This window comes from Tsukamurella sp. NPDC003166, assembly GCF_040611135.1.
GTDB lineage: Bacteria > Actinomycetota > Actinomycetes > Mycobacteriales > Mycobacteriaceae > Tsukamurella.
This window is the reverse complement of the sequence record NZ_JBEXNL010000028.1, coordinates 25,831-43,125: the sequence shown is the minus strand read 5'-3', so window position 1 is coordinate 43,125 and position 17,295 is coordinate 25,831. Positions and strand designations below refer to the sequence as shown.

Below are 17,295 nucleotides of genomic sequence, written 5' to 3'. Positions count from 1 at the left end.
TATTGCGTATTGTGTGAGGTTGCCGCGCTGCGAGGTCGTTGCGTGGTAGCATCGACGCAACATCGAGTTGCACCTCGATTTCCGAACCGGAAGGAATCCCATGACCGCCAGCACCACCCCCGCCGACTTCCCGCCGCTCGCCGCCGAACTCGACCTGGTCCGCGCCAACTTCGCCCAGCGCGACTGGATCACCGGCGAGTACATCGCCGAGTCGGGCGCGGTCTGCGCCCACGGCGCCGTCCAGACCTGCCAAGGCCTTCGTCCTGGCGACGAGCACATCATCCGTGCCGTCATGCGCCACTTCGGGCTGAGCGAGCCCTGGAACGACGACCAGACCGACAAGGCCGCGGTCGCTGAGCGGTTCGCCGCCGTCGAGGTCACCGACGAGGCGTTGGAGGCGACGTTCGGCCCGAACTGGCGAAAGATCGTGTGGCTCACCCGGCGAGCCGCGACCCTCACGGCTGACGAGGCGGATCGGATGGCCGCCGCTCGGGCCGCCGCTCGGGCCGCCGCTCGGGCCGCCGCTTGGGACGCCGCTCGGGCCGCCGCTCGGGCCGCCGCTCGGGCCGCCGCTCGGGCCGCCGCTCGGGCCGCCGCACTCGCGTGCGTCGTCGAAGACCTCGTCGGCCAGCACGGCCTCACCCAGCAGCACATCGACACCCTCCGCAGCCCCTGGGTGTCGGTCCTCGGCGACATCGAGGAGGCCCGCTGATGCCCGCCGATCCGGTGCAGCACCCGCCCATCAAGGGTCAGCCACGCGCCGCCTGGCTCGTCGTGTCGTGGGCCGAGACGGCGGAGGTGGCGTCGTGATCGTCTCCGGCCCCATGCAGCCCGGCCACCTCGAGCGCGGCCTCTCCAAGCAGTTCCAACGCCCCCCCTACCAGGCAACCAAGACCTGGCGGCCCAAGTACACCAACACGAAGCAGGTCACCACCTGCGACGAATGCTTCGCCTCGCAGCACGAGTCGGGTGGCCGGTTCGGGCCGCGGCGGAAGGTCGCCGCCACGCGGACCATGCCCGACAAGACGCGCATGTACCTGTGCCAGGAGCACGCGGACCTGTGGAAGGCGCTGGATGCGCTCACGGATCCGAAGAAGCAGCAGAAGAGGGGGCGCTGACATGACCTCCCCGAACCCCGCCGTCGGCGCCCGCCCGGGTTGGCGTGGCACCGACCCCGACGGCGGAACGTGGGTGCGGCAGCCGCACGGTAAGCCCGGCCGTTGGGCGCACTTCACCGCCGCCGGTGAGCTGGTCTTCCGCTCGCAGGAGGAGGCCGAGGCCGCGGGCCTGGTGCCGCTGTACTCCTTCCCGGAGTTCGAGTCGATCGGCTGGGTGCGCGCGGAGGTCGCCGCTCCCGCCCCGCTGGACCCGGGCAACCCCGAACACCTGCGGCAGGTCGCGGAGTTCGTGCTGGAAGCGATGGGGACGGCGTACCAGCCCGTCGTGATCGACATGCACTCCAAGGCTGCCCGCCTCGAAGCCGCTGCCGCCGAGGCCGAGCAGGATGCCTCCGACCGCAAGCGGGCAACGGATTTCGTTGATGAGAACGGCCACGAGATGTATCCCACCGAGCGCGAGTTCGCAGCAGAGGCGTTCCTCGCCGGTCTCCGTGCTGAGCGCGCACGTCAGGAGGCGGGACAGTGAGCGCGCAGGAGTTCGTGGTGTTCAACGCCGACGGCCGCGAGATCGACTGGGTCGACCCGTACGTGGGCCACATCGAGACCGGGCCGCGCCTGTACCTCGTGGACAACGGGCACTACGAGTACGACATGACCGTGCCGAAGGGTGGATGGTTCGAGATCCGGGAGCGTGCCTCGTGACCGCCGTCGAGTCCCGTCTCGCCGCCACGCTGGCGAAGCACCCGCTGTACGCCGACGAGGAGCGCGATGTGTGCAACTGCGGGTGGGAACCCGACTACGAGGTGGTCGACTTCACCGCTGGTGCTGCGATCCCGGCGCATGAGCACGTGACCATGCAGCACAGCGCGCACCAGGCTGCCGTGATCGCCTCCTCCGACGACCTCGCCGTCATCTCCCTGCCCGAGCCGCAGACGGAGGACGACGAGGGCGAGACGGTCACCTTCTGGCCGTTCAGCGACAGCACGACGGTGCGCACCTACCCGCGATACGGCGAGGTCGGGTGGTCGGTGCACGGTGAGCCTGAGGAGCCGGTGACTCCCGCGTGGACGCAGGAGTTCGCTGCCGCGCTCCTGGCCGCAGCGAAGGCTGCTGAGGCGGTGAGCGACCGATGAGCGAGCGCTACGAGTACGCCGTCATGGCCCGCTCTGCCCGCCCAAACATGGACGGCAGCACCGTGTATCTACAAGTGGTTGACCGCACCTTCCGCCTCGAGAGCAATGCGCGGAACGCGGCGGACCGGCACCCAAACCCGGACGTGGTGGTCTGCAAGCGGCGGGTAACCGAGTGGGAAGAGGTCAGCGACCGATGACACGGATGAATGAGCTGCCCGACATCTGCTTCGACAGCAAGCCGCACCGCTTCATGCTCGCTGAGGATGGCGTCTACGACTGCTCGGTCTGCGGGATTGACGCGGTCGGCGAGGCGGTGACGCGCGATGGCGAGTGAACCGACCGACCTCATCCGCGAGGCGTACTACGCCGACGAGCACGTCACGCTGTACCACGGGTCGATGTTCGACGTGCTACCGACGCTGGGCCGGTTCGATGCGTGCATCGCCGACCCGCCGTACGGGACAACGAACCTGTCGTGGGATAGGTGGCCCGAGGGCTGGCTTGAAACGGTTGCGGAACACACGGACACGCTATGGTGCTTCGGCACCATGCGCTCGATCCTCGACCACGCCGCCGAGTTCTCCGGCTGGCGCTTCGGACAGGACATCGTGTGGCGCAAGAACACCGCCACGTCGATGCAGCTCGATCGGTTCCGGCGCCAGCACGAGCAGGCGCTGCACTTCTACCGCGGCGCATGGCCGGACCAGCACCGCGATCTCCCGAAGATCGAGCACCATGGGCGGCCATCAGGAACTCGTCGACGCGACGGACTTGATGGCTCCGCGAAGCACACGAACCACGCATCGGGTGGTGGCGTGTTCGACAACCACTTCAAGCCGATGGACACGCCGTGGACGGATGACGGCACGCGCTGGGCGACCAGCGTGCTCGATGTGGCGAAGGCGAAGCATCGAGGCCGGATCAACGCCACGCAGAAGCCGCTCGGCGTGATCGAACCGCTGATCCAGTACAGCGTCCCGGCAGGGGGGGTGGTGCTCGATCCGTTTGCCGGGTCCGGCTCCACCGGTATCGCCGCCCGGAACCTCGGCCGTCGTGCCGTGTTGATCGAGGCTCGCGAGGAGCAGTGCGAGACCACCGCGAAACGCCTCGCCGCAGCGGACTTGATGCTCGACCTACCTGTGACCGGAACCGATGATGTCTGACCCGACCGACCTCATCCGCGCCGTCGACCTCGTCCACGTCGTTGGTTACGGCCACCCGCCCAACGGTGGCCCTGCCGAGAAGTTCTGCAAGCACTGCCAGTCGGCGTGGCCGTGTGAGGTGCGCCGCCTGCGGGACGCGCTCGTGGGCGATCGCGAACAGCTCCGTCTCGCGCTCATCGACCAGGCGAACACGGAGGCCGCCCTGGCTGAGGCGAACGCGACCATCGAGCGGGTGATCGAGCAGCGGCAGAACGCGATCGACGAACGCGACAGCCTGCGGGCCATGATCGTGCGCCTGCAACGGCTGGCCGACGACTACCGCGGGGGGCCGTATCCGGAGTTCGCGAGGGCCATCCGCCGAGCCATCGAGGGGCCGAAGTCGTGAGCGCGCCGACGGTCGAGCACCTGCAGTACCGCGACCCGCACGCGCCCCGACGCGGCGAGCAATACACCAGCGCGTACACGCTCGCCGACCTCGAAGCCATGCGCGAGGCGCTGCGGAACAGCCTGCCGCCGTACCACTACCACTCGATGTTCGACAACGATCCGTGCCGCGAGTGCGACCGGCTCGCCCGCCTCGGCCACGGCCACACCCGGGCTCACGCGCAACCCGGCTGGCACGGCCCGCTCACCGCGCTGCTGCACGCCGAGCACGAGGCCCGCGAGCACGACGAGGCTGAGCGCCGGCACGCCGCGCACATCGCCGAGCTCGCGCTCAAGGCCCGCCGGAGCGCGAACCCGATGTGGCAGCGCCTCGGCGACGTCATGCCCGAGTACGAGCGGTGCGACGAGGACGTGGATGCGGTCATGGACGCCATCTACGGAGAGGGTCGCTGGTGACCGCCCCGGATCACGCGCCCCGCAACCCGACCCTCGGTGGCGAAACCCACTACTGGTGTTGGGTCTGCACCCGCATGCTCGCCAGCACCGAGCGCGACGACCGGCAGGCCCGCGGCTGCGGCGCCCACTGCACCAAGGAGGCACCCATGACCGAGGCCCTCGCGATCACCAAGCGCCCGACCGTCCGCCTGTGGAGCCACCACTTCCACTACATCGTGGGCGCCGAACCGACCCGCCCGCCGGAGCGATCCGGCGACAACACCTTCCGCATCCACCTCGCGATCAACTCCGACATCGCACAAGCCCTCACCGACGCAGCGGACTCCCTCGACGGTGCGCACCTCTCCGTCGACACCCCCACCGGGCGCCTCTGCGGACGGATCATCGGATGGTGCGTGAACAAGCCGGGAGGCTTCTACGTCGAGGCGATGGACCTCACCGCGACGTACACCCGGCTCATGCTCCCAAAGCTGCCGCCGCTGCATGACCTGCCCGCCCAGCGCGGCCCGATCACCATCACGCCCGAGCAGGTGCGGCGGACGGCCGCCCGCATCGTCGAAGCGCTACGCGCCACCAACGACGGGGACGCCTACATCGGCGAGCTGTACCGCGGCGACGACGGCGACGGCCCAAGTGGCGACTACCTCGGCGTCCACGGCCCGGTGGACTTCCTCAAGATCGCCGCCTACCTGCTCATGCACCCGGAGGACTGACCGATGAGCCTGCCCCGCACGCCCGCCCACTTCCCGCGGATAAAGCACCGCGCCCGCCTGCGCACCGGCTACAGCCGCCCGCGCTGGTCCGGCTTCGTCGCCGGCCTGTCGACGGTGATCGACGACGGCCCCACCGTGCGCCTGTTCGACGCCGACTGGAACGTGATCGCGACTGCGCGCACTCACTCGGAGCGGCGCAGGCTGTTCCGCGAGCTCACCGGCCAGGCGGTAGCCCAGTGACCGAGGTCGAGTTCTGGCTCCTTCTCGCGCTCGTCTGGCTCACCGGCCTGCCGATCGCCATCCTGTCCGCCATCTTCGACTAGGAGCGCATCGTGCCCCACCTCCGCGACGGCTTCTACCTCGCCGACCCCGACATCGAAGAGCTGCGCCGGCACCTCACCAAGGTCGCCACCATCGTCGACAACTACGCGATCACCCTCACCAGCCAGGACCGCGTCCGCCCGCCCGCCCTCGGCGGCAAGACCGGCAAGGCGAAGCTCGAGGAGATGTGCCCACTCAACGTCGAGGCCCGCGACCGCCTCGACCGGCTCGCCAACGAACTCGGCACCGTCGCCCGCGACATGTGCGAGACCCGCGGCATCACCTACGACGGCGACGAGCACCTCCTCGGCGTCGCCCGCTGGCTCCGCATCAACGTGATCGCGCTGGCGCTCATGCCGGCCGCGGAGGAGCTGCGCGACGGCATCGTGCGGGCGATCGACCGGTGCATGGAGGTGGTGGACCTGCCAACCGAACGCAGCGTGGTGATCGACCGGGACCGCATCGCCGCCGCCAACCGCTCCGTCCTCGACGAGCACGGCGTCGAGGTCATGGCCCGCCGCCTCGGCGACCTCGGCAAGGGCCTCACCGCCGCCCGGGTCCGATCGCTACGGAAGCACGCCCAGCGCTGCACCGTCGAGGCCTGCGCCGCGCACCACCTCGAGCCCGTCTCGCGCGACCCCGACACGGGGAAGCTGTTCTATCGCCTCGGGCACGTGCTCGACGCGCACCACAGCATCGGCCAACGTGGAAAGATCGGCGCATGAGCGCGGCCTTAGTCCGACCCTCCGTGGTAGGCTTCGCGGGTGAGACCGGTACACCCTTCGGGTGGCCGGTCTTTCGCGTTGACGGGCAGAGCTTCGGGCTCACACCCGCCCACCATCGGCGCCGAGCGTCGACCACGCGCCCAACGGGGGCGCAACCGCGCGCCGGGACGCCAGGCAGGCAGCCCGTCCCGGCGCGCCCCACCAGACCACCCCGAGCCCGCACGGGCACACCGGCCGCCGCACGGCTTCCCCGGCAAGGAACGGGAGGCCACCATGGCACGAGCATTCCGACGCGACTGGACCCCCGACGAGGACTCCCGCCTCCGCGAGATCCACGCCCAGGGCCACAGCTACCGCGGCACTGCCGACATCCTCGACGCCGACCACGGCATCGACGTGACCCATCAGCAGGTCGCGCACCGCTGCAAGCAGCTCGGGCTCCTCCCGAACCTGGTCCGCCGGGACACCGCGAACGACGAACGCCGCGAGCGGATCCTCGCATTCCGCGAGCAGCTCGCCGAGGAACTGCTCGCCGACGCCCTGCACATGCGCGAGCGGATCTGGGACGAGTACGAGGTGATCGTGCCCGGCATGGACGGGCCGCGCACGGTGACCCTGGACATCCCGGACGCGAAGGCCGCCGAGAGCTTCGTCGGCGCCGTCGACAAGCTCATCGGCGCCGTGGCGAAAATCGAGAACCTCGGCGGCAACCGCACCGCCGACACCGCGAAGAGCATGATCGCCAAGCTGCAGCGCGGCATCGAGTCGATCGACTTCGAGGAGACCGAGTGACTATCGCGAACGAGGCCAGCCTCGTCGACTTCGGCCTGAGCTGGAAGCAGCTCCGCTCCATAGCCCAGGCAGACGCCCTCGCCTCGAAGCAGCAGATCAACCTGTGGCACGGCGCCATCCGCTCCGGCAAGACCATCGGCAGCCTGGTCAAGTTCCTCATGGCGATCGCCGCCGCACCCGACCACGGCGAGATCGTCCTCATCGGCCGCACCCGCGACACCCTGTACCGCAACGTCATCGCCCCGATGCAGACCGGCTCGATGTTCGGGCCGCTCGCTGAGCACGTGCTGTACAACCGCGGCGCACCCACAGCTCAGGTGTTCGGCCGCACCGTGCACGTCATCGGCGCGAGCGATGCCCGAGCGGAGAACGTGATCCGCGGCCTCACCGTCTGCGTCGCCTACGTCGACGAGGTCAGCCTCGTGTCGGAGGAGTTCTTCAACCAGCTCATGGGCCGCTGCTCCGTCGACGGCGCGCAGGTGTTCGCCACGACCAACCCGGACGGGCCGCGGCACTGGCTCAAGCTCAACTGGATCGACCGCGCCGCCGAGCGCGGACACCGGATCTTCCACTTCTCGCTGCGCGACAACGCCGCCTACCTGCCCGACGGGCTCATCGCCGCGTACGAGGCCCAGTACACGGGCCTCTGGAAGAAGCGCATGATCGACGGCGAATGGTCGCTGGCCGACGGCGTCATCTACGACATGTTCGACCCCGACCGGCACGTCGTCGGCGACCTGCCGGAGATGCGCCGACGCCTGGCGCTCGGCATCGACTACGGCGTCACGAACGCGACCGCGGGCCTGCTCGTCAGTCTCGGCACCGACAGACGGCTGTATGTTTCCGCAGAATGGGCCCCGGGGCCAGGCACGGAGGCAGAGCGCTCCGCAAACCTCAGCGAGTTCGTGCGCACCGCGGGCGAACCCGAGTACGTATTCATCGACCCCGCAGCGGCCGGCTTCCGGCGGCAACTCGTCGCCGACGGCTGGAAGACGGTTTTCAAGGCCTCGAACGCCGTACTCGACGGCATCGGCGTCGTCGCGAGCCTCCTCGCAGCCGACCGTTTGCGCATCCACGAGTCGTGCACGGAGCTGATCGGAGAGCTCCCCGGGTACGTGTGGGACTCGAAACAGGTGGAGAAGGGCGAGGATGCCCCGGTCAAGCTCAACGACCACTTCTCGGATGCCCTGCGCTACGCGATCTACACCAGCCGCATGCTGTGGCAAGACATCATTCCGCTCAACGAGACCCACCGACAACCCGACCAACGACTGGAGGCGTAGATGCCCTTCCCCGCCTCCGATATCGCGTGGCCCCCGCGGCCGCACGAGCTGGTGTTCAATGCCGCCCGTGAACAGCAGGTGTGGTGGGAAGGCGACCCCGACAAGCTCGCCCAGTTCTACGGCGGCCAGCACGCCGCCGCAACCGTCAACGCTTCCGCTGGCCGCCTGGCCCGCGCATGGCAGGCGTTCTGGGCGAAGCCGCAGGCGACCAACGACCCGAAGCGGCTGCACGTCCCCGTCGCCGCGGATCTCGGCCGCATCGCCGCCGGCGTCCTATTCGGTGAACCGCCCACCTGGCGCGCCGCCGACGGCAACCAGGCCGTCCAAGATGCCGCCGACCTGATCCTCAACACCGACGACCTCGCGTCACGCCTGCTAGTCGCGGCCGAGTCCGCAGCGATGCTGTCCGGCACCTACGGCCGCATCGTGTGGAACGGGCTCCTGCGCAAGAACGTCTGGATCGACTTCGTCGATGCCGACCGGGCCATCCCCACCTTCCAGTGGGGCATCCTCACCGAGGTCACGTTCGCCAGCCTCCTCCCGTCCGACGACGGTCGGATCGTGTGGCGGCACCTCGAGCGGCACGCGCCCGGCGTAGTCGAGAACGCCCTCTACTCCGGATCGGCCACCGCCGTCGGGTCGCGCCGGCCCCTCACGGAACATCCCGCCACCGCGGGCATGAAGGAGCAAGTGCCGACAGGTGTCACGGAGCTGACCGCCGCGTACTTCCCGCACCACCGGCCAAATGCGGCATGGAGGGACGTGCCGGAGCTCGCACCACTCGGCCGCCCCGACCTAACCCGCCCCGTGATCCATCTGCTCGACGCGTGCGATCGCACCTGGTCGTCATGGATGCGTGACCTCGACCTCGGTCGCGGACGCCTGATCGTGTCCGAGCAACTCATGAACATCGGCAAGGCGGGCTCGGGATCGGAGTTCGACCTCGACCGTGCGATCTTCTCCCCGGTCGGCGCCGCGATGACGGCGGGTGATATGACGACGCTGCTCGAGGGGCACCAGTTCGACATTCGCGTGCAGGAGCATCAGCAGACGTTCGAGGCCCTGTTGCGGCAGATCATAGCGGCGTGCGGCTACAGCCCGCTCACGTTCGGGCTCGCCGACGAGGCTGCACAGACTGCCACGGAGGTCGACGCGAAGGAGCGGGACACCAACAGCACGCGCGCAACCCGCGTGCGGCTGTGGACACCCAGTCTGGCCGAGCTGGGCACCACGGCGCTCCGGGTCAACGCCCGCGTGTTCGGCACCGTGGCGCCCGAAGAGCTACTGAACGTCGACTTTCCGCCGATGCATCAGCAGTCCCAGAAGCAGGTCGCCGAGACCACGGAACTCCTGCATCGGGCGTCAGCGATCTCGACGGAGATGCGGGTACGGCGCGTCAACCCCGACTGGGACGATGGCGAGGTGGCGGCCGAGGTGCAGCGGATCCAGGACGAGTCTGGGTCAGTGCTGCCGCCGATGCCCGACGAGGGCAATCAAGGCGACCCGTTCGCCGGTCCGGCAGTCGACCCCGCGGCGGACCCTGGCGTCGACGGTGTCGATGCGACCGAACCTGACGGTCCCACCGCGTAGCTTCCGCGCATGGCGTTCGTGCCGGCCGACCAGGTCGAGACCCTCGTCGCGAAGGTCGCCGACCTGTTCCGCAACGCTGAGGCGCGCCTTCTCGCGCGGATGGCCGAGAGCGTCGCCAAGGGTATCGACTCGCCGCGCTGGGCCGAGGAACAACAGCTCCGCCTCGCCCGATACCGGCGCCAGAGCGAGCAGACGTTGCAGCAGCTCCGCCGCGGCCTCAATGCCGCATCGGGCGACAGCGCGTTCACCGCGGCAGCACGCGGCCAGGCATCCGCGCTCGCGACCCTCGGCAAAGCTCTCACGCCCGATGCGGCCGCCGCGGGACGCACCGTCGACACCGAGGCCGTGATGCGCCTCGCAGGCGAGCTGACTCGCACACTGGACTCGGCAGCGCTGCCGATCCTGCGTGTCACCGACGACGCCTACCGCAAGGTGATCGCTGACGTGGCGCACCGCACGATCCTCGGCGAGGCCACGCAGCAGCAGGCCGCGCAGGACGCCCTCAATGAGTTCGCCCGTCGCGGCATCACGTCGTTCGTCGGCCGGACCGGCCGCCGGATGCGGATCGAGCACTACGTCGAGATGGCGACCCGGACGGCGCTGATGAACGCGACGGCGCAGGGGCACATCGACCGCCTGCGGGACATGGGCACGCGCCTCGTCGTCGTCTCGGATGTGCCGCAGGAGTGCGCGAAGTGCCGCCCCTTCGAGGGGAAGGTGCTCGCGCTCGACGATGCCAACATGGACACGATCGCCGACGGGCAGCGAGTGCAGGTGTTCGGCACGCTCGCCGAGGCACGGTCCGAGGGCCTGTTCCATCCCGGGTGCCGGCATTCGATCGCGCCGTGGCGCCGGAACATGCGCAGCTTCGGCGAGACCGCGGACCCGCAGGGCGACAAGGATCGCCAGCGGCTCCGGTACCTCGAGCGGCAGGTGCGCGCCGCGCGCCGCGAGGAGCTGGTGGCGCTCGACGACGAGGCCCGTAAGGCGGCGCGCCGGAAGGCCGCCGCGTGGCAAGCCCGGATCCGCCAGCACGTGGCGAGCACGTCGGCGAAGCGCCAGCCCGAACGTGAGCGGATCACCGCGCAGTTCCGGCCGCCTGCGCTCACGCCTCCGCCGGTCTCACGTTCTGTCGCCAAGCTGCAGACGCCCACCGCGGCAGTCCGTGCGAAGTTCGACGAGGTGCCGCTTGCAGGAGATGTGCTTCGCGGCCAGCAGAGCGACCGCCTGACCGAGCATGAGAAAGGCACGTTGGAGAGCTACGCCGGCCTGACATCCGAGCAGACCAACAAGGCGCTCCGCGGACAGATCCCGATGACGCCCGAGATTCGGGAGCGGGTCGAGACGATCCGCGGCGCGCTCGCCAAGTACCCGACCGCCGAGGCCATGCGCGTCACCCGCGAGCTCGACGGCACGACGCTGAATCTCACCGCCAACGCGGCGAGCCTCGATCATCTCATCGGGGCGCAGATCGTCGAAGACGGCTTCATGTCCACCAGCACTCGCGGTGTCGCGCCGCGGCGCGCGTCACGACCTGAACCGATCGAGCTCGAGCTGCTCGTCCCGCCCGGCACTCCAGCGCTGAGGCTCGGCATGCTCAACGACTTCGACGCCGGCGAGTCTGAGGCGCTCGTCATGGACGGCGTTACCTACGTGATTCTCGCGGCCTACAAGCTCCCCAAGGGCGAGCAGCGCGGGAGTAGGATGTGGCGCATACTCGCCGCGATCATCCCGAAGGAGCCGTCATGAGCCGCCTGCTGGACGAGGACATCCACCCTCGGATCGTCGAACGCACGCCTGAGCAGGTCGAGCGGGACAACCGGTATATCGAGCAGCTCTTCCGCGACATCGACGCGAAGGCTGCCGAACGTAAGGCCACCGGCTCCAAGTAGCGCCACGGCGCGCACCTAGACGAAACCCCGTTCCACCGCATGGTGGGGCGGGGTTTTCTCGTGCCCGAATCCGGGCGCGAACATCCCGCGAGGCCCGCACGGGCCGACCGGCATCACCGCACGGAGATGAATCGCTCATGACGCCCGACCTCCCCATCCACCCGACCACCGGCCTTCGCGCGCTCGGCATGACTAAGCGCGGCCCGATCTGGCCCGCCATTGGCGGGTCCGTCGACGAGGGCGCGCCGACCGGCCGAGAAGGCGCGACGCCCCCCGCCGATCCGGCTGCACAGACCCCGGCCGCGCCCGCCCCCGGGTCGCCCGCCTCTGAGCCCACGGACGACACCGACTGGAAGGCCAAGTACGAGGCCACGGTCGCCGAGTCTCGCAAGCACGAGGGGCGCGCCAAGAGCACCAAGACCCAGCTCGACGGCGTCCTCGCCGCCCTCGGTCTCAACGCAGGGGAGAAGCTCGACCCCGACAAGCTCGCAGCCGACCTCACCGCGAGCCGCAGCGAGACCACCAGCCTTCGCGTCGAGAACGCCGTACTGCGTGCCGCAGCGGCGAACGGCGCCAACCCCGACGCCCTCACCGACTCCCGCAGCTTCATGACCACCGTCGCGAAGCTCGATCCCACCAGCGCCACCTTCGACAAGGACGTGGCGAAGGCGATCACCGACGCCGTTAAGGCACACCCCGGACTCGCCGCAACCCCCACCATGCCGCAGGCATCCGGGGCCGAAATTCACGGCGCCGGCGCGCCCGCGGACATCGACACCCTGATCGCCGACGCACAGAAGCGTGGCGCACTGGGCGAGGTGATCGCGCTCAAGCAGCGCAAGTACCTGACCCCCACCAAGTAGCCCGAGGAGGCTCACCATGGCCGGTATCACCGGAATCTCCAACACGTTCAACGCCCCGAACTACCACGGTGAGCTGTTCGCCCTCACCCCGACCGACACCCCGCTCCTATCGATGGCAGGCGGTATCGGCGGCGGCAAGCAGGCCACCTCCACCGAGTTCGAGTGGCAGACCTACGACCTGCGCGAGCCGGAGCTCCGGCCCCGCCTTGAGGGTGCCGACGCCCCGAACCCGGAGGCTCGCGTCCGAGCGAACGTCAAGGGCGTGGTGCAGATCTTCCACGAGGCCGTGGGAACTACGTACACGAAGTCGGCGACGGCGCAGCAGCTCGCCACTGGCGGCGCCGTGAACACCGCGGACGGGCTCGGCGTCGGCAACCCCGTCGTCAACGAGCACGCCTGGCAGGTTCAGCAGGCCCTCACGCAGATCGCGCGCGACACGAACTTCGCGTTCTGGCACGGCAAGAAGAACGTGCCGGTGGACAACACCACGGCGCGGCAGACCGCGGGCATGCTGTCCGTGATCACCACGAACGCTTCGAGCGTCGGCGCGGTGGTCACGGCAGCGTCGGCGACGGACACCGTCACCGCGGCCTCGCACGGCCTGGCCAACGGAGACCAGGTGTCGTTCACCGACCCCGGCGGCGCCGCGGTCCGCGTGGACCGCACGTACTTCGTGGTCAGCTCCGCGGCGGGCACCTTCAAGGTCGCCACGACCGCGGGCGGCCCGGCCATCACCCTCGGCACCGGCACCCCGAAGTACGTGGCAGTGTCCGGCTCCACCGTCACCGGCAACAAGGCGACCGTCGACCGGGTCAACGCGTTCGTACAGGGCATCTTCGACAACGGCGGCCTGGTGCAGGGCGAGACCCGCACCCTGTTCGTCCCGTCGATCCAGAAGACCCTCATCACGAAGGCCTTCATCGAGGCCGGCCAGAAGATCCCCGGCGTCGTGTCAGGCAACTCGGGTCACGTCCTCGGCGGTGTCGCGGTGGACCGGATCACCACGGACTTCGGCGACCTGAACATCGTCGTCGACCGCGCCCTCCCGAAGGACGCGATCGTCGCCCTGTCGATGGAGCAGGTCGACCCGGTCTTCCTATCGATCCCCGGCAAGGGTGTCCTGTTCGAGGAGGAGCTGGCGAAGACCGGCGCCGTGGACAAGACGCAGATCTACGGCGAGATCGGCCTCAAGTGGGGCAACGAGCGCGCTCACGGCGTGCTCCGCGGCCTCGCGGTGGCCTAGCTAGGCCCCGCCTGTGGCTCTCGCCTACGCGGACGTCGACGATCTCGCCCAGTACACGGGTGAGGTCGCGCCGGCGGGCGCCGCGCGTCTCCTTCGGGAGGCCGCGGCGCTCGTCCGGTTCGCCACCCGCAACGACCTGTACGACGTGCAGCCATCAGGGCTCCCATCCGATGACGACCTCCGCGAGGCGATGCGTGACGCCACCTGCGCGCAGGTCGAGTACTGGATCGCCGCGGGCGTCGACCCCGTTGCCGGGAACCCCGGCGGCAGCTCCTCGGTCGCGAACGTCGAGATCGACGGCGCCAAGGTGCAGTACTCCGCCGACCCCGGCGAGACCGCGGCGTCCGCGGCCCGCGCCGCGAGCATCACCAGCCTCATCGGCCCGGCCTACGCGCTCCTCCGCAACGTGGGGCTCGCGAGCGCATGAGCGCCGCCGAGGACGCCATCGCCGCGTTCTGGACGCAGCCGGTCGCCGTCGAGCGGTACCTCGGCAGCGGCCCCGACGGCGACGTGTATGCGCCCGCCGAGACCGCGCTGTGCCGGGTGAAGCACGCGCCGCGGCTCATCCGCGACAGCACCGGCCAGGAGGTTGTGTCGCAGTCCCGCGCCTCCACCGACGCGGACACCCCAACAGTCCCGGTCGGCAGCCTCGCCACGTTCCCTGGAGACCCGCAGCCGCGCATCGTGATCGCCCAGGAGCGCCACCGCGCGATCCCCGGCGTCACTCCCGACTTCTACTCCTTTGACTGCGCCTAGGAGGCGATCCGATGCAGCTCCCGCAGCTCCCCGCCAGCGTGGACCGAGCCAAGATGATCGACGCCGTGCGCACTCTCGGCATCCCGACCGACGGCCTCAAGTCCGTCGAGATGGACGGCGAGTCGATCGAGCTCACGTACATCTCGCACGAGGTGTCCGGCTCGCGGTTCCCGATCGTCACCCTCGCTGTCGCGGTGGTCGATGGCTGACTTCTCCGCAGGCGGCGTCTCGTTCACCTGGGACGGCGACGACTTAGTCCCCGACGAGCTGCTCACCCGCGCCCTGCAGGCCGGCGCTGAGCACCTCCTCGAGGAGTCGAACCGCATTGCCCCCATCGAGACCGGCGCGCTCATCCGCTCCGGCGTCGCCCGCGCCGAGGGCGGCGAGGCGGCGGTCGGCTACAACACCCCCTACGCCGTCCGGCAACACGAGGAACTGGGCTACCAGCACGACGACGGCCGCGAGGCGAAGTATCTGGAGAACGCGCTGCTGCGGAACAAGGACGCGATCATGGAGACGATCGCTGACACGATCCGCGAGGGCCTCGGCGGGTGACGGCATCCTCGGCTGAGGTGCTCCGCGCGCTCGCGCAGCACCTCGCGGACCTCGGCGTGGCGGTCTACACGCCGACCTACCCAGCGTCGGTTCCGCTGCCGGCGGTCACCTTCGGCCGCCTCCCGCAGTCGCCCACCCTCGCCGTCGCCCTGAACCGGTACCACACCGACACGTCGGCCGACAGTGCGAACCCCACCATGCGCATCCAGCTCCGTTGGCGCGCATCGAAACTCCTCGCCGTCGAGCGCATCGCCGACGACGCCCACCGCGCGATCCGCTTCAACGAATCGCCCGACCTGACTTCCGAGCCGCAGATGTGGCCCGGCGGCGTGCGCGTGCAGTCGTGCGCGCGCGTGATCTCCGCGCCCTCCGAACCCGACGCCAACGGGAACTGGGAGCGGGCGGATTCCTTCGAGCTCATCCTCAACCCCGCCTAGGAGGCACACAATGGCAGTTCTCAAGCCCCCCAACAGCAACAACCTCACCACCGTCGCCGCCGGCCAGTACGCCGTTCAGATCTGGGACGCACTGTCCAGCTCGTGGCTGTGGCTCAACGGCATCAGCAAGTTCGAGCCCAAGAACAAGGCGAAGCTCGAGGACGACTCCGACATCTACGGCAACAACTGGGAATCCCAGATCGCCATGGGTAACGGCCTCGAAATCGGCATCGAGGGCATGGTCAAGGGTGAGGACATCGGCACCTTCACCACCGACCCCGGCCTGGCGATCCTTCTCGCCGCCCGCGAGGAGACCGGCACCGACAACCTGGTGAAGCTGCGGTACTGGCGTCACGACGACCTGCCGGAGGCGAAGGAGGCGACGTTCACCGTCGACATCAGCCTCAGCGGCGGTAAGCCGAACGAGACGCAGAAGTGGTCCGGCACCCTGCACGGCCGCGGCCGCCCGGACACGATCGCCAAGCCTGCGGCACCGTCGTCGTTCACCCTTGAGGTGAAGGGCTCCCCGACGGGCGGCAACTACCCGCTGACCGTGGGCGGACAGACGTACTCGGCGCTGTTCTCCGCGAACGACGCTGCGATCCAGTCCGGCCTCGCGGGCCTGTCCACCGTCGGCGCAGGCAACGTCACCGTGACCGGCACCGGCGTGATGACCGTGACGTTCGCCAACGGCGGCACGCTCACGTCGGGCACCAACACGCTGACCGGCGGCACGTCGCCGTCCGTCGCGATCACCGCCCTGTAGCGGCCCGTGCGCGAGACATTCGCGCGGTGGTCCGACCCCGCCCTCACACTCACTGTGGGCGGGGTCGGCATCACCATCCCCCCACCGACCATCCGCGTCGGCCTCCAACTCAAGGCGATGTACGCCGACCTCCTGGCCGGTGAATCCGCCGACATCCCAGACCTTCCCGCACTCCTCCTCGACGGCGCGCAGCTCCCTGACAGACTCACCGCGTTCGAGGTGCAGCACATCGCGCGCACCGCGGCCGCGCACTTCGGCGGCGGCCCAGCGCTCTCCGAGCACGTGTGGCGCAGCCTCGACCCGAACCGCGACGAGCCCACTGCGCCAACCGAACCCGTGCAGCTTCTCGGCCCCTGGGGCTGGTACGACCCCGCACCTCGCGCCTACGGCGACGACGACCCCGGCGGCGGCCCATACAACCCGCACACCGGCTACCGCCAGTGGTGCAACGACCCCGCCGACACGCCGGACAAGCCCGCCATGGCCCTCACCTGGTCCGAGCTCTTCGAACGCTGGGACGCCGTCGTCTGCGACTTCCAGCAGCACTACGGCGTCGACCTCGACGAGCTCGCCGATACCCGCTCGATCACCTGGCTTGAGACCCGTCTCGCCGGGCTGCAGGAGATCCCCGACTCCCGCATTCGCATTCTCACCAACGCCAAGGAGGCGCCCCGTGAACTTCCCTGACCTGCGCGACTTCTATGACCCCGCCCTCACGCTGCCTGTCGACGGCGTCGAGTACCGCATCGAGGCACCGAGCATCAAGGATGGTGTCCAGCTCCGCCGCGTCATGCTCGACCCGAAGGTGTCAAAGAAGCGCACGGATCTGGACTACCTGAAGATCGTGTTCGGGCTGATCGGTGGCGAGCACGACGCGAAGCGCGACGTGTTTCGCGGCGCCAAGGACAGCGTGTTCGCGCGTCTGGAGTCTGCGGGTGCACCGTGGCCGACGATTCTCCGCGTTGCGGAGACCGCGGCGCTGAACTGGTCGTTCGGCGAGTCTCACGCGATCGGTTTCTGGGCGCGGGAGCTGGTCGGCGACCTCACGGCATCGGCGGTCGCCGCTGCCGCCGAAGGCGTGCCCGAGACCGAGGCTGCCGAGTAA

General features: G+C 69.5%; 28 protein-coding genes. All 28 read left to right on the top strand.

The genetic code is table 11. From position 1 onward, the window contains the following. The first annotated feature begins 100 nt into the window (after nucleotides 1–100). The 28 genes from ABZX10_RS22105 (at nucleotide 101) to ABZX10_RS21970 (ending at nucleotide 17,295) form a co-directional block, all read left to right on the top strand. Nucleotides 101–712, top strand: a complete 612-nt coding sequence (locus ABZX10_RS22105; RefSeq protein WP_355545242.1) for a hypothetical protein — start codon at nucleotides 101–103, stop codon at nucleotides 710–712. 94 nt (nucleotides 713–806) lie between these two features. Beyond that, entirely contained in the window at nucleotides 807–1,118 is a 312-nt protein-coding gene (locus ABZX10_RS22100) for a hypothetical protein (RefSeq protein WP_355545239.1), read from the top strand. Between the two features lies 1 nt (nucleotide 1,119). Then, entirely contained in the window at nucleotides 1,120–1,644 is a 525-nt protein-coding gene (locus ABZX10_RS22095) for a hypothetical protein (RefSeq protein ID WP_355545236.1), read from the top strand. Further along, nucleotides 1,641–1,820 (top strand): hypothetical protein, encoded by a 180-nt coding sequence (locus tag ABZX10_RS22090; RefSeq protein ID WP_355545233.1) that lies wholly within the window; start codon nucleotides 1,641–1,643, stop codon nucleotides 1,818–1,820. Before ABZX10_RS22095 ends, ABZX10_RS22090 begins: the two co-directional genes overlap by 4 nt. Beyond that, nucleotides 1,817–2,251, top strand: a complete 435-nt coding sequence (locus ABZX10_RS22085) for a hypothetical protein (protein WP_355545230.1) — start codon at nucleotides 1,817–1,819, stop codon at nucleotides 2,249–2,251. The genes ABZX10_RS22090 and ABZX10_RS22085 overlap by 4 nt, the downstream gene beginning before the upstream one ends. Beyond that, nucleotides 2,248–2,448 (top strand): hypothetical protein, encoded by a 201-nt coding sequence (locus ABZX10_RS22080; protein ID WP_355545227.1) that lies wholly within the window; start codon nucleotides 2,248–2,250, stop codon nucleotides 2,446–2,448. The genes ABZX10_RS22085 and ABZX10_RS22080 overlap by 4 nt, the downstream gene beginning before the upstream one ends. Before the next feature lie 5 nt (nucleotides 2,449–2,453). Continuing rightward, nucleotides 2,454–2,585, top strand: a complete 132-nt coding sequence (locus ABZX10_RS22075; protein ID WP_355545224.1) for a hypothetical protein — start codon at nucleotides 2,454–2,456, stop codon at nucleotides 2,583–2,585. 64 nt (nucleotides 2,586–2,649) lie between these two features. Then, entirely contained in the window at nucleotides 2,650–3,414 is a 765-nt protein-coding gene (locus ABZX10_RS22070; protein ID WP_355545221.1) for a site-specific DNA-methyltransferase, read from the top strand. Further along, nucleotides 3,407–3,799 (top strand): hypothetical protein, encoded by a 393-nt coding sequence (locus tag ABZX10_RS22065; RefSeq protein WP_355545218.1) that lies wholly within the window; start codon nucleotides 3,407–3,409, stop codon nucleotides 3,797–3,799. The genes ABZX10_RS22070 and ABZX10_RS22065 overlap by 8 nt, the downstream gene beginning before the upstream one ends. Then, nucleotides 3,796–4,254, top strand: coding sequence for a hypothetical protein (locus ABZX10_RS22060; protein ID WP_355545215.1), 459 nt, complete (start codon nucleotides 3,796–3,798; stop codon nucleotides 4,252–4,254). Before ABZX10_RS22065 ends, ABZX10_RS22060 begins: the two co-directional genes overlap by 4 nt. Further along, nucleotides 4,251–4,967, top strand: a complete 717-nt coding sequence (locus tag ABZX10_RS22055) for a hypothetical protein (protein ID WP_355545212.1) — start codon at nucleotides 4,251–4,253, stop codon at nucleotides 4,965–4,967. Before ABZX10_RS22060 ends, ABZX10_RS22055 begins: the two co-directional genes overlap by 4 nt. 3 nt (nucleotides 4,968–4,970) lie before the next feature. Beyond that, nucleotides 4,971–5,207, top strand: coding sequence for a hypothetical protein (locus ABZX10_RS22050; RefSeq protein WP_355545209.1), 237 nt, complete (start codon nucleotides 4,971–4,973; stop codon nucleotides 5,205–5,207). A 92-nt stretch (nucleotides 5,208–5,299) separates the two neighbouring features. Further along, nucleotides 5,300–6,013, top strand: coding sequence for a hypothetical protein (locus ABZX10_RS22045; RefSeq protein WP_355545206.1), 714 nt, complete (start codon nucleotides 5,300–5,302; stop codon nucleotides 6,011–6,013). Nucleotides 6,014–6,286: 273 nt separating this feature from the next. Further along, entirely contained in the window at nucleotides 6,287–6,805 is a 519-nt protein-coding gene (locus ABZX10_RS22040; RefSeq protein WP_355545203.1) for a hypothetical protein, read from the top strand. Continuing rightward, complete coding sequence (locus ABZX10_RS22035; RefSeq protein WP_355545200.1) at nucleotides 6,802–8,088, top strand: PBSX family phage terminase large subunit; 1,287 nt, start codon at nucleotides 6,802–6,804, stop codon at nucleotides 8,086–8,088. The genes ABZX10_RS22040 and ABZX10_RS22035 overlap by 4 nt, the downstream gene beginning before the upstream one ends. Continuing rightward, nucleotides 8,089–9,678 carry a phage portal protein gene (locus ABZX10_RS22030; RefSeq protein ID WP_355545197.1) on the top strand — a complete coding sequence of 530 codons (1,590 nt, stop codon included), beginning with the start codon at nucleotides 8,089–8,091 and terminating at the stop codon, nucleotides 9,676–9,678. A 9-nt stretch (nucleotides 9,679–9,687) separates the two neighbouring features. Further along, entirely contained in the window at nucleotides 9,688–11,427 is a 1,740-nt protein-coding gene (locus tag ABZX10_RS22025; RefSeq protein WP_355545193.1) for a phage minor capsid protein, read from the top strand. Continuing rightward, nucleotides 11,424–11,570 carry a hypothetical protein gene (locus tag ABZX10_RS22020; protein WP_355545190.1) on the top strand — a complete coding sequence of 49 codons (147 nt, stop codon included), beginning with the start codon at nucleotides 11,424–11,426 and terminating at the stop codon, nucleotides 11,568–11,570. Before ABZX10_RS22025 ends, ABZX10_RS22020 begins: the two co-directional genes overlap by 4 nt. Before the next feature lie 137 nt (nucleotides 11,571–11,707). After that, complete coding sequence (locus tag ABZX10_RS22015) at nucleotides 11,708–12,433, top strand: hypothetical protein (RefSeq protein ID WP_355545187.1); 726 nt, start codon at nucleotides 11,708–11,710, stop codon at nucleotides 12,431–12,433. A gap of 16 nt (nucleotides 12,434–12,449) precedes the next feature. Continuing rightward, nucleotides 12,450–13,676 carry a DUF5309 family protein gene (locus ABZX10_RS22010; protein ID WP_355545183.1) on the top strand — a complete coding sequence of 409 codons (1,227 nt, stop codon included), beginning with the start codon at nucleotides 12,450–12,452 and terminating at the stop codon, nucleotides 13,674–13,676. Nucleotides 13,677–13,689: 13 nt separating this feature from the next. Next, nucleotides 13,690–14,103: a hypothetical protein gene (locus ABZX10_RS22005; RefSeq protein ID WP_355545181.1), complete on the top strand. Its 414-nt coding sequence runs from the start codon at nucleotides 13,690–13,692 to the stop codon at nucleotides 14,101–14,103. Next, nucleotides 14,100–14,432, top strand: coding sequence for a hypothetical protein (locus tag ABZX10_RS22000; protein ID WP_355545178.1), 333 nt, complete (start codon nucleotides 14,100–14,102; stop codon nucleotides 14,430–14,432). The genes ABZX10_RS22005 and ABZX10_RS22000 overlap by 4 nt, the downstream gene beginning before the upstream one ends. An 11-nt stretch (nucleotides 14,433–14,443) precedes the next feature. Further along, a complete protein-coding gene (locus ABZX10_RS21995) occupies nucleotides 14,444–14,641 on the top strand; it encodes a hypothetical protein (RefSeq protein ID WP_355545175.1) in 198 nt (65 codons plus the stop codon). Then, nucleotides 14,634–14,987 carry a hypothetical protein gene (locus ABZX10_RS21990; protein ID WP_355545172.1) on the top strand — a complete coding sequence of 118 codons (354 nt, stop codon included), beginning with the start codon at nucleotides 14,634–14,636 and terminating at the stop codon, nucleotides 14,985–14,987. Before ABZX10_RS21995 ends, ABZX10_RS21990 begins: the two co-directional genes overlap by 8 nt. Continuing rightward, a complete protein-coding gene (locus ABZX10_RS21985) occupies nucleotides 14,984–15,424 on the top strand; it encodes a minor capsid protein (protein ID WP_355545169.1) in 441 nt (146 codons plus the stop codon). Before ABZX10_RS21990 ends, ABZX10_RS21985 begins: the two co-directional genes overlap by 4 nt. Nucleotides 15,425–15,434: 10 nt before the next feature. Then, nucleotides 15,435–16,190: a hypothetical protein gene (locus ABZX10_RS21980; protein WP_355545166.1), complete on the top strand. Its 756-nt coding sequence runs from the start codon at nucleotides 15,435–15,437 to the stop codon at nucleotides 16,188–16,190. Nucleotides 16,191–16,196: 6 nt separating this feature from the next. Further along, nucleotides 16,197–16,877, top strand: coding sequence for a hypothetical protein (locus tag ABZX10_RS21975; protein ID WP_355545163.1), 681 nt, complete (start codon nucleotides 16,197–16,199; stop codon nucleotides 16,875–16,877). Continuing rightward, nucleotides 16,864–17,295, top strand: coding sequence for a hypothetical protein (locus ABZX10_RS21970; protein WP_355545160.1), 432 nt, complete (start codon nucleotides 16,864–16,866; stop codon nucleotides 17,293–17,295). The genes ABZX10_RS21975 and ABZX10_RS21970 overlap by 14 nt, the downstream gene beginning before the upstream one ends.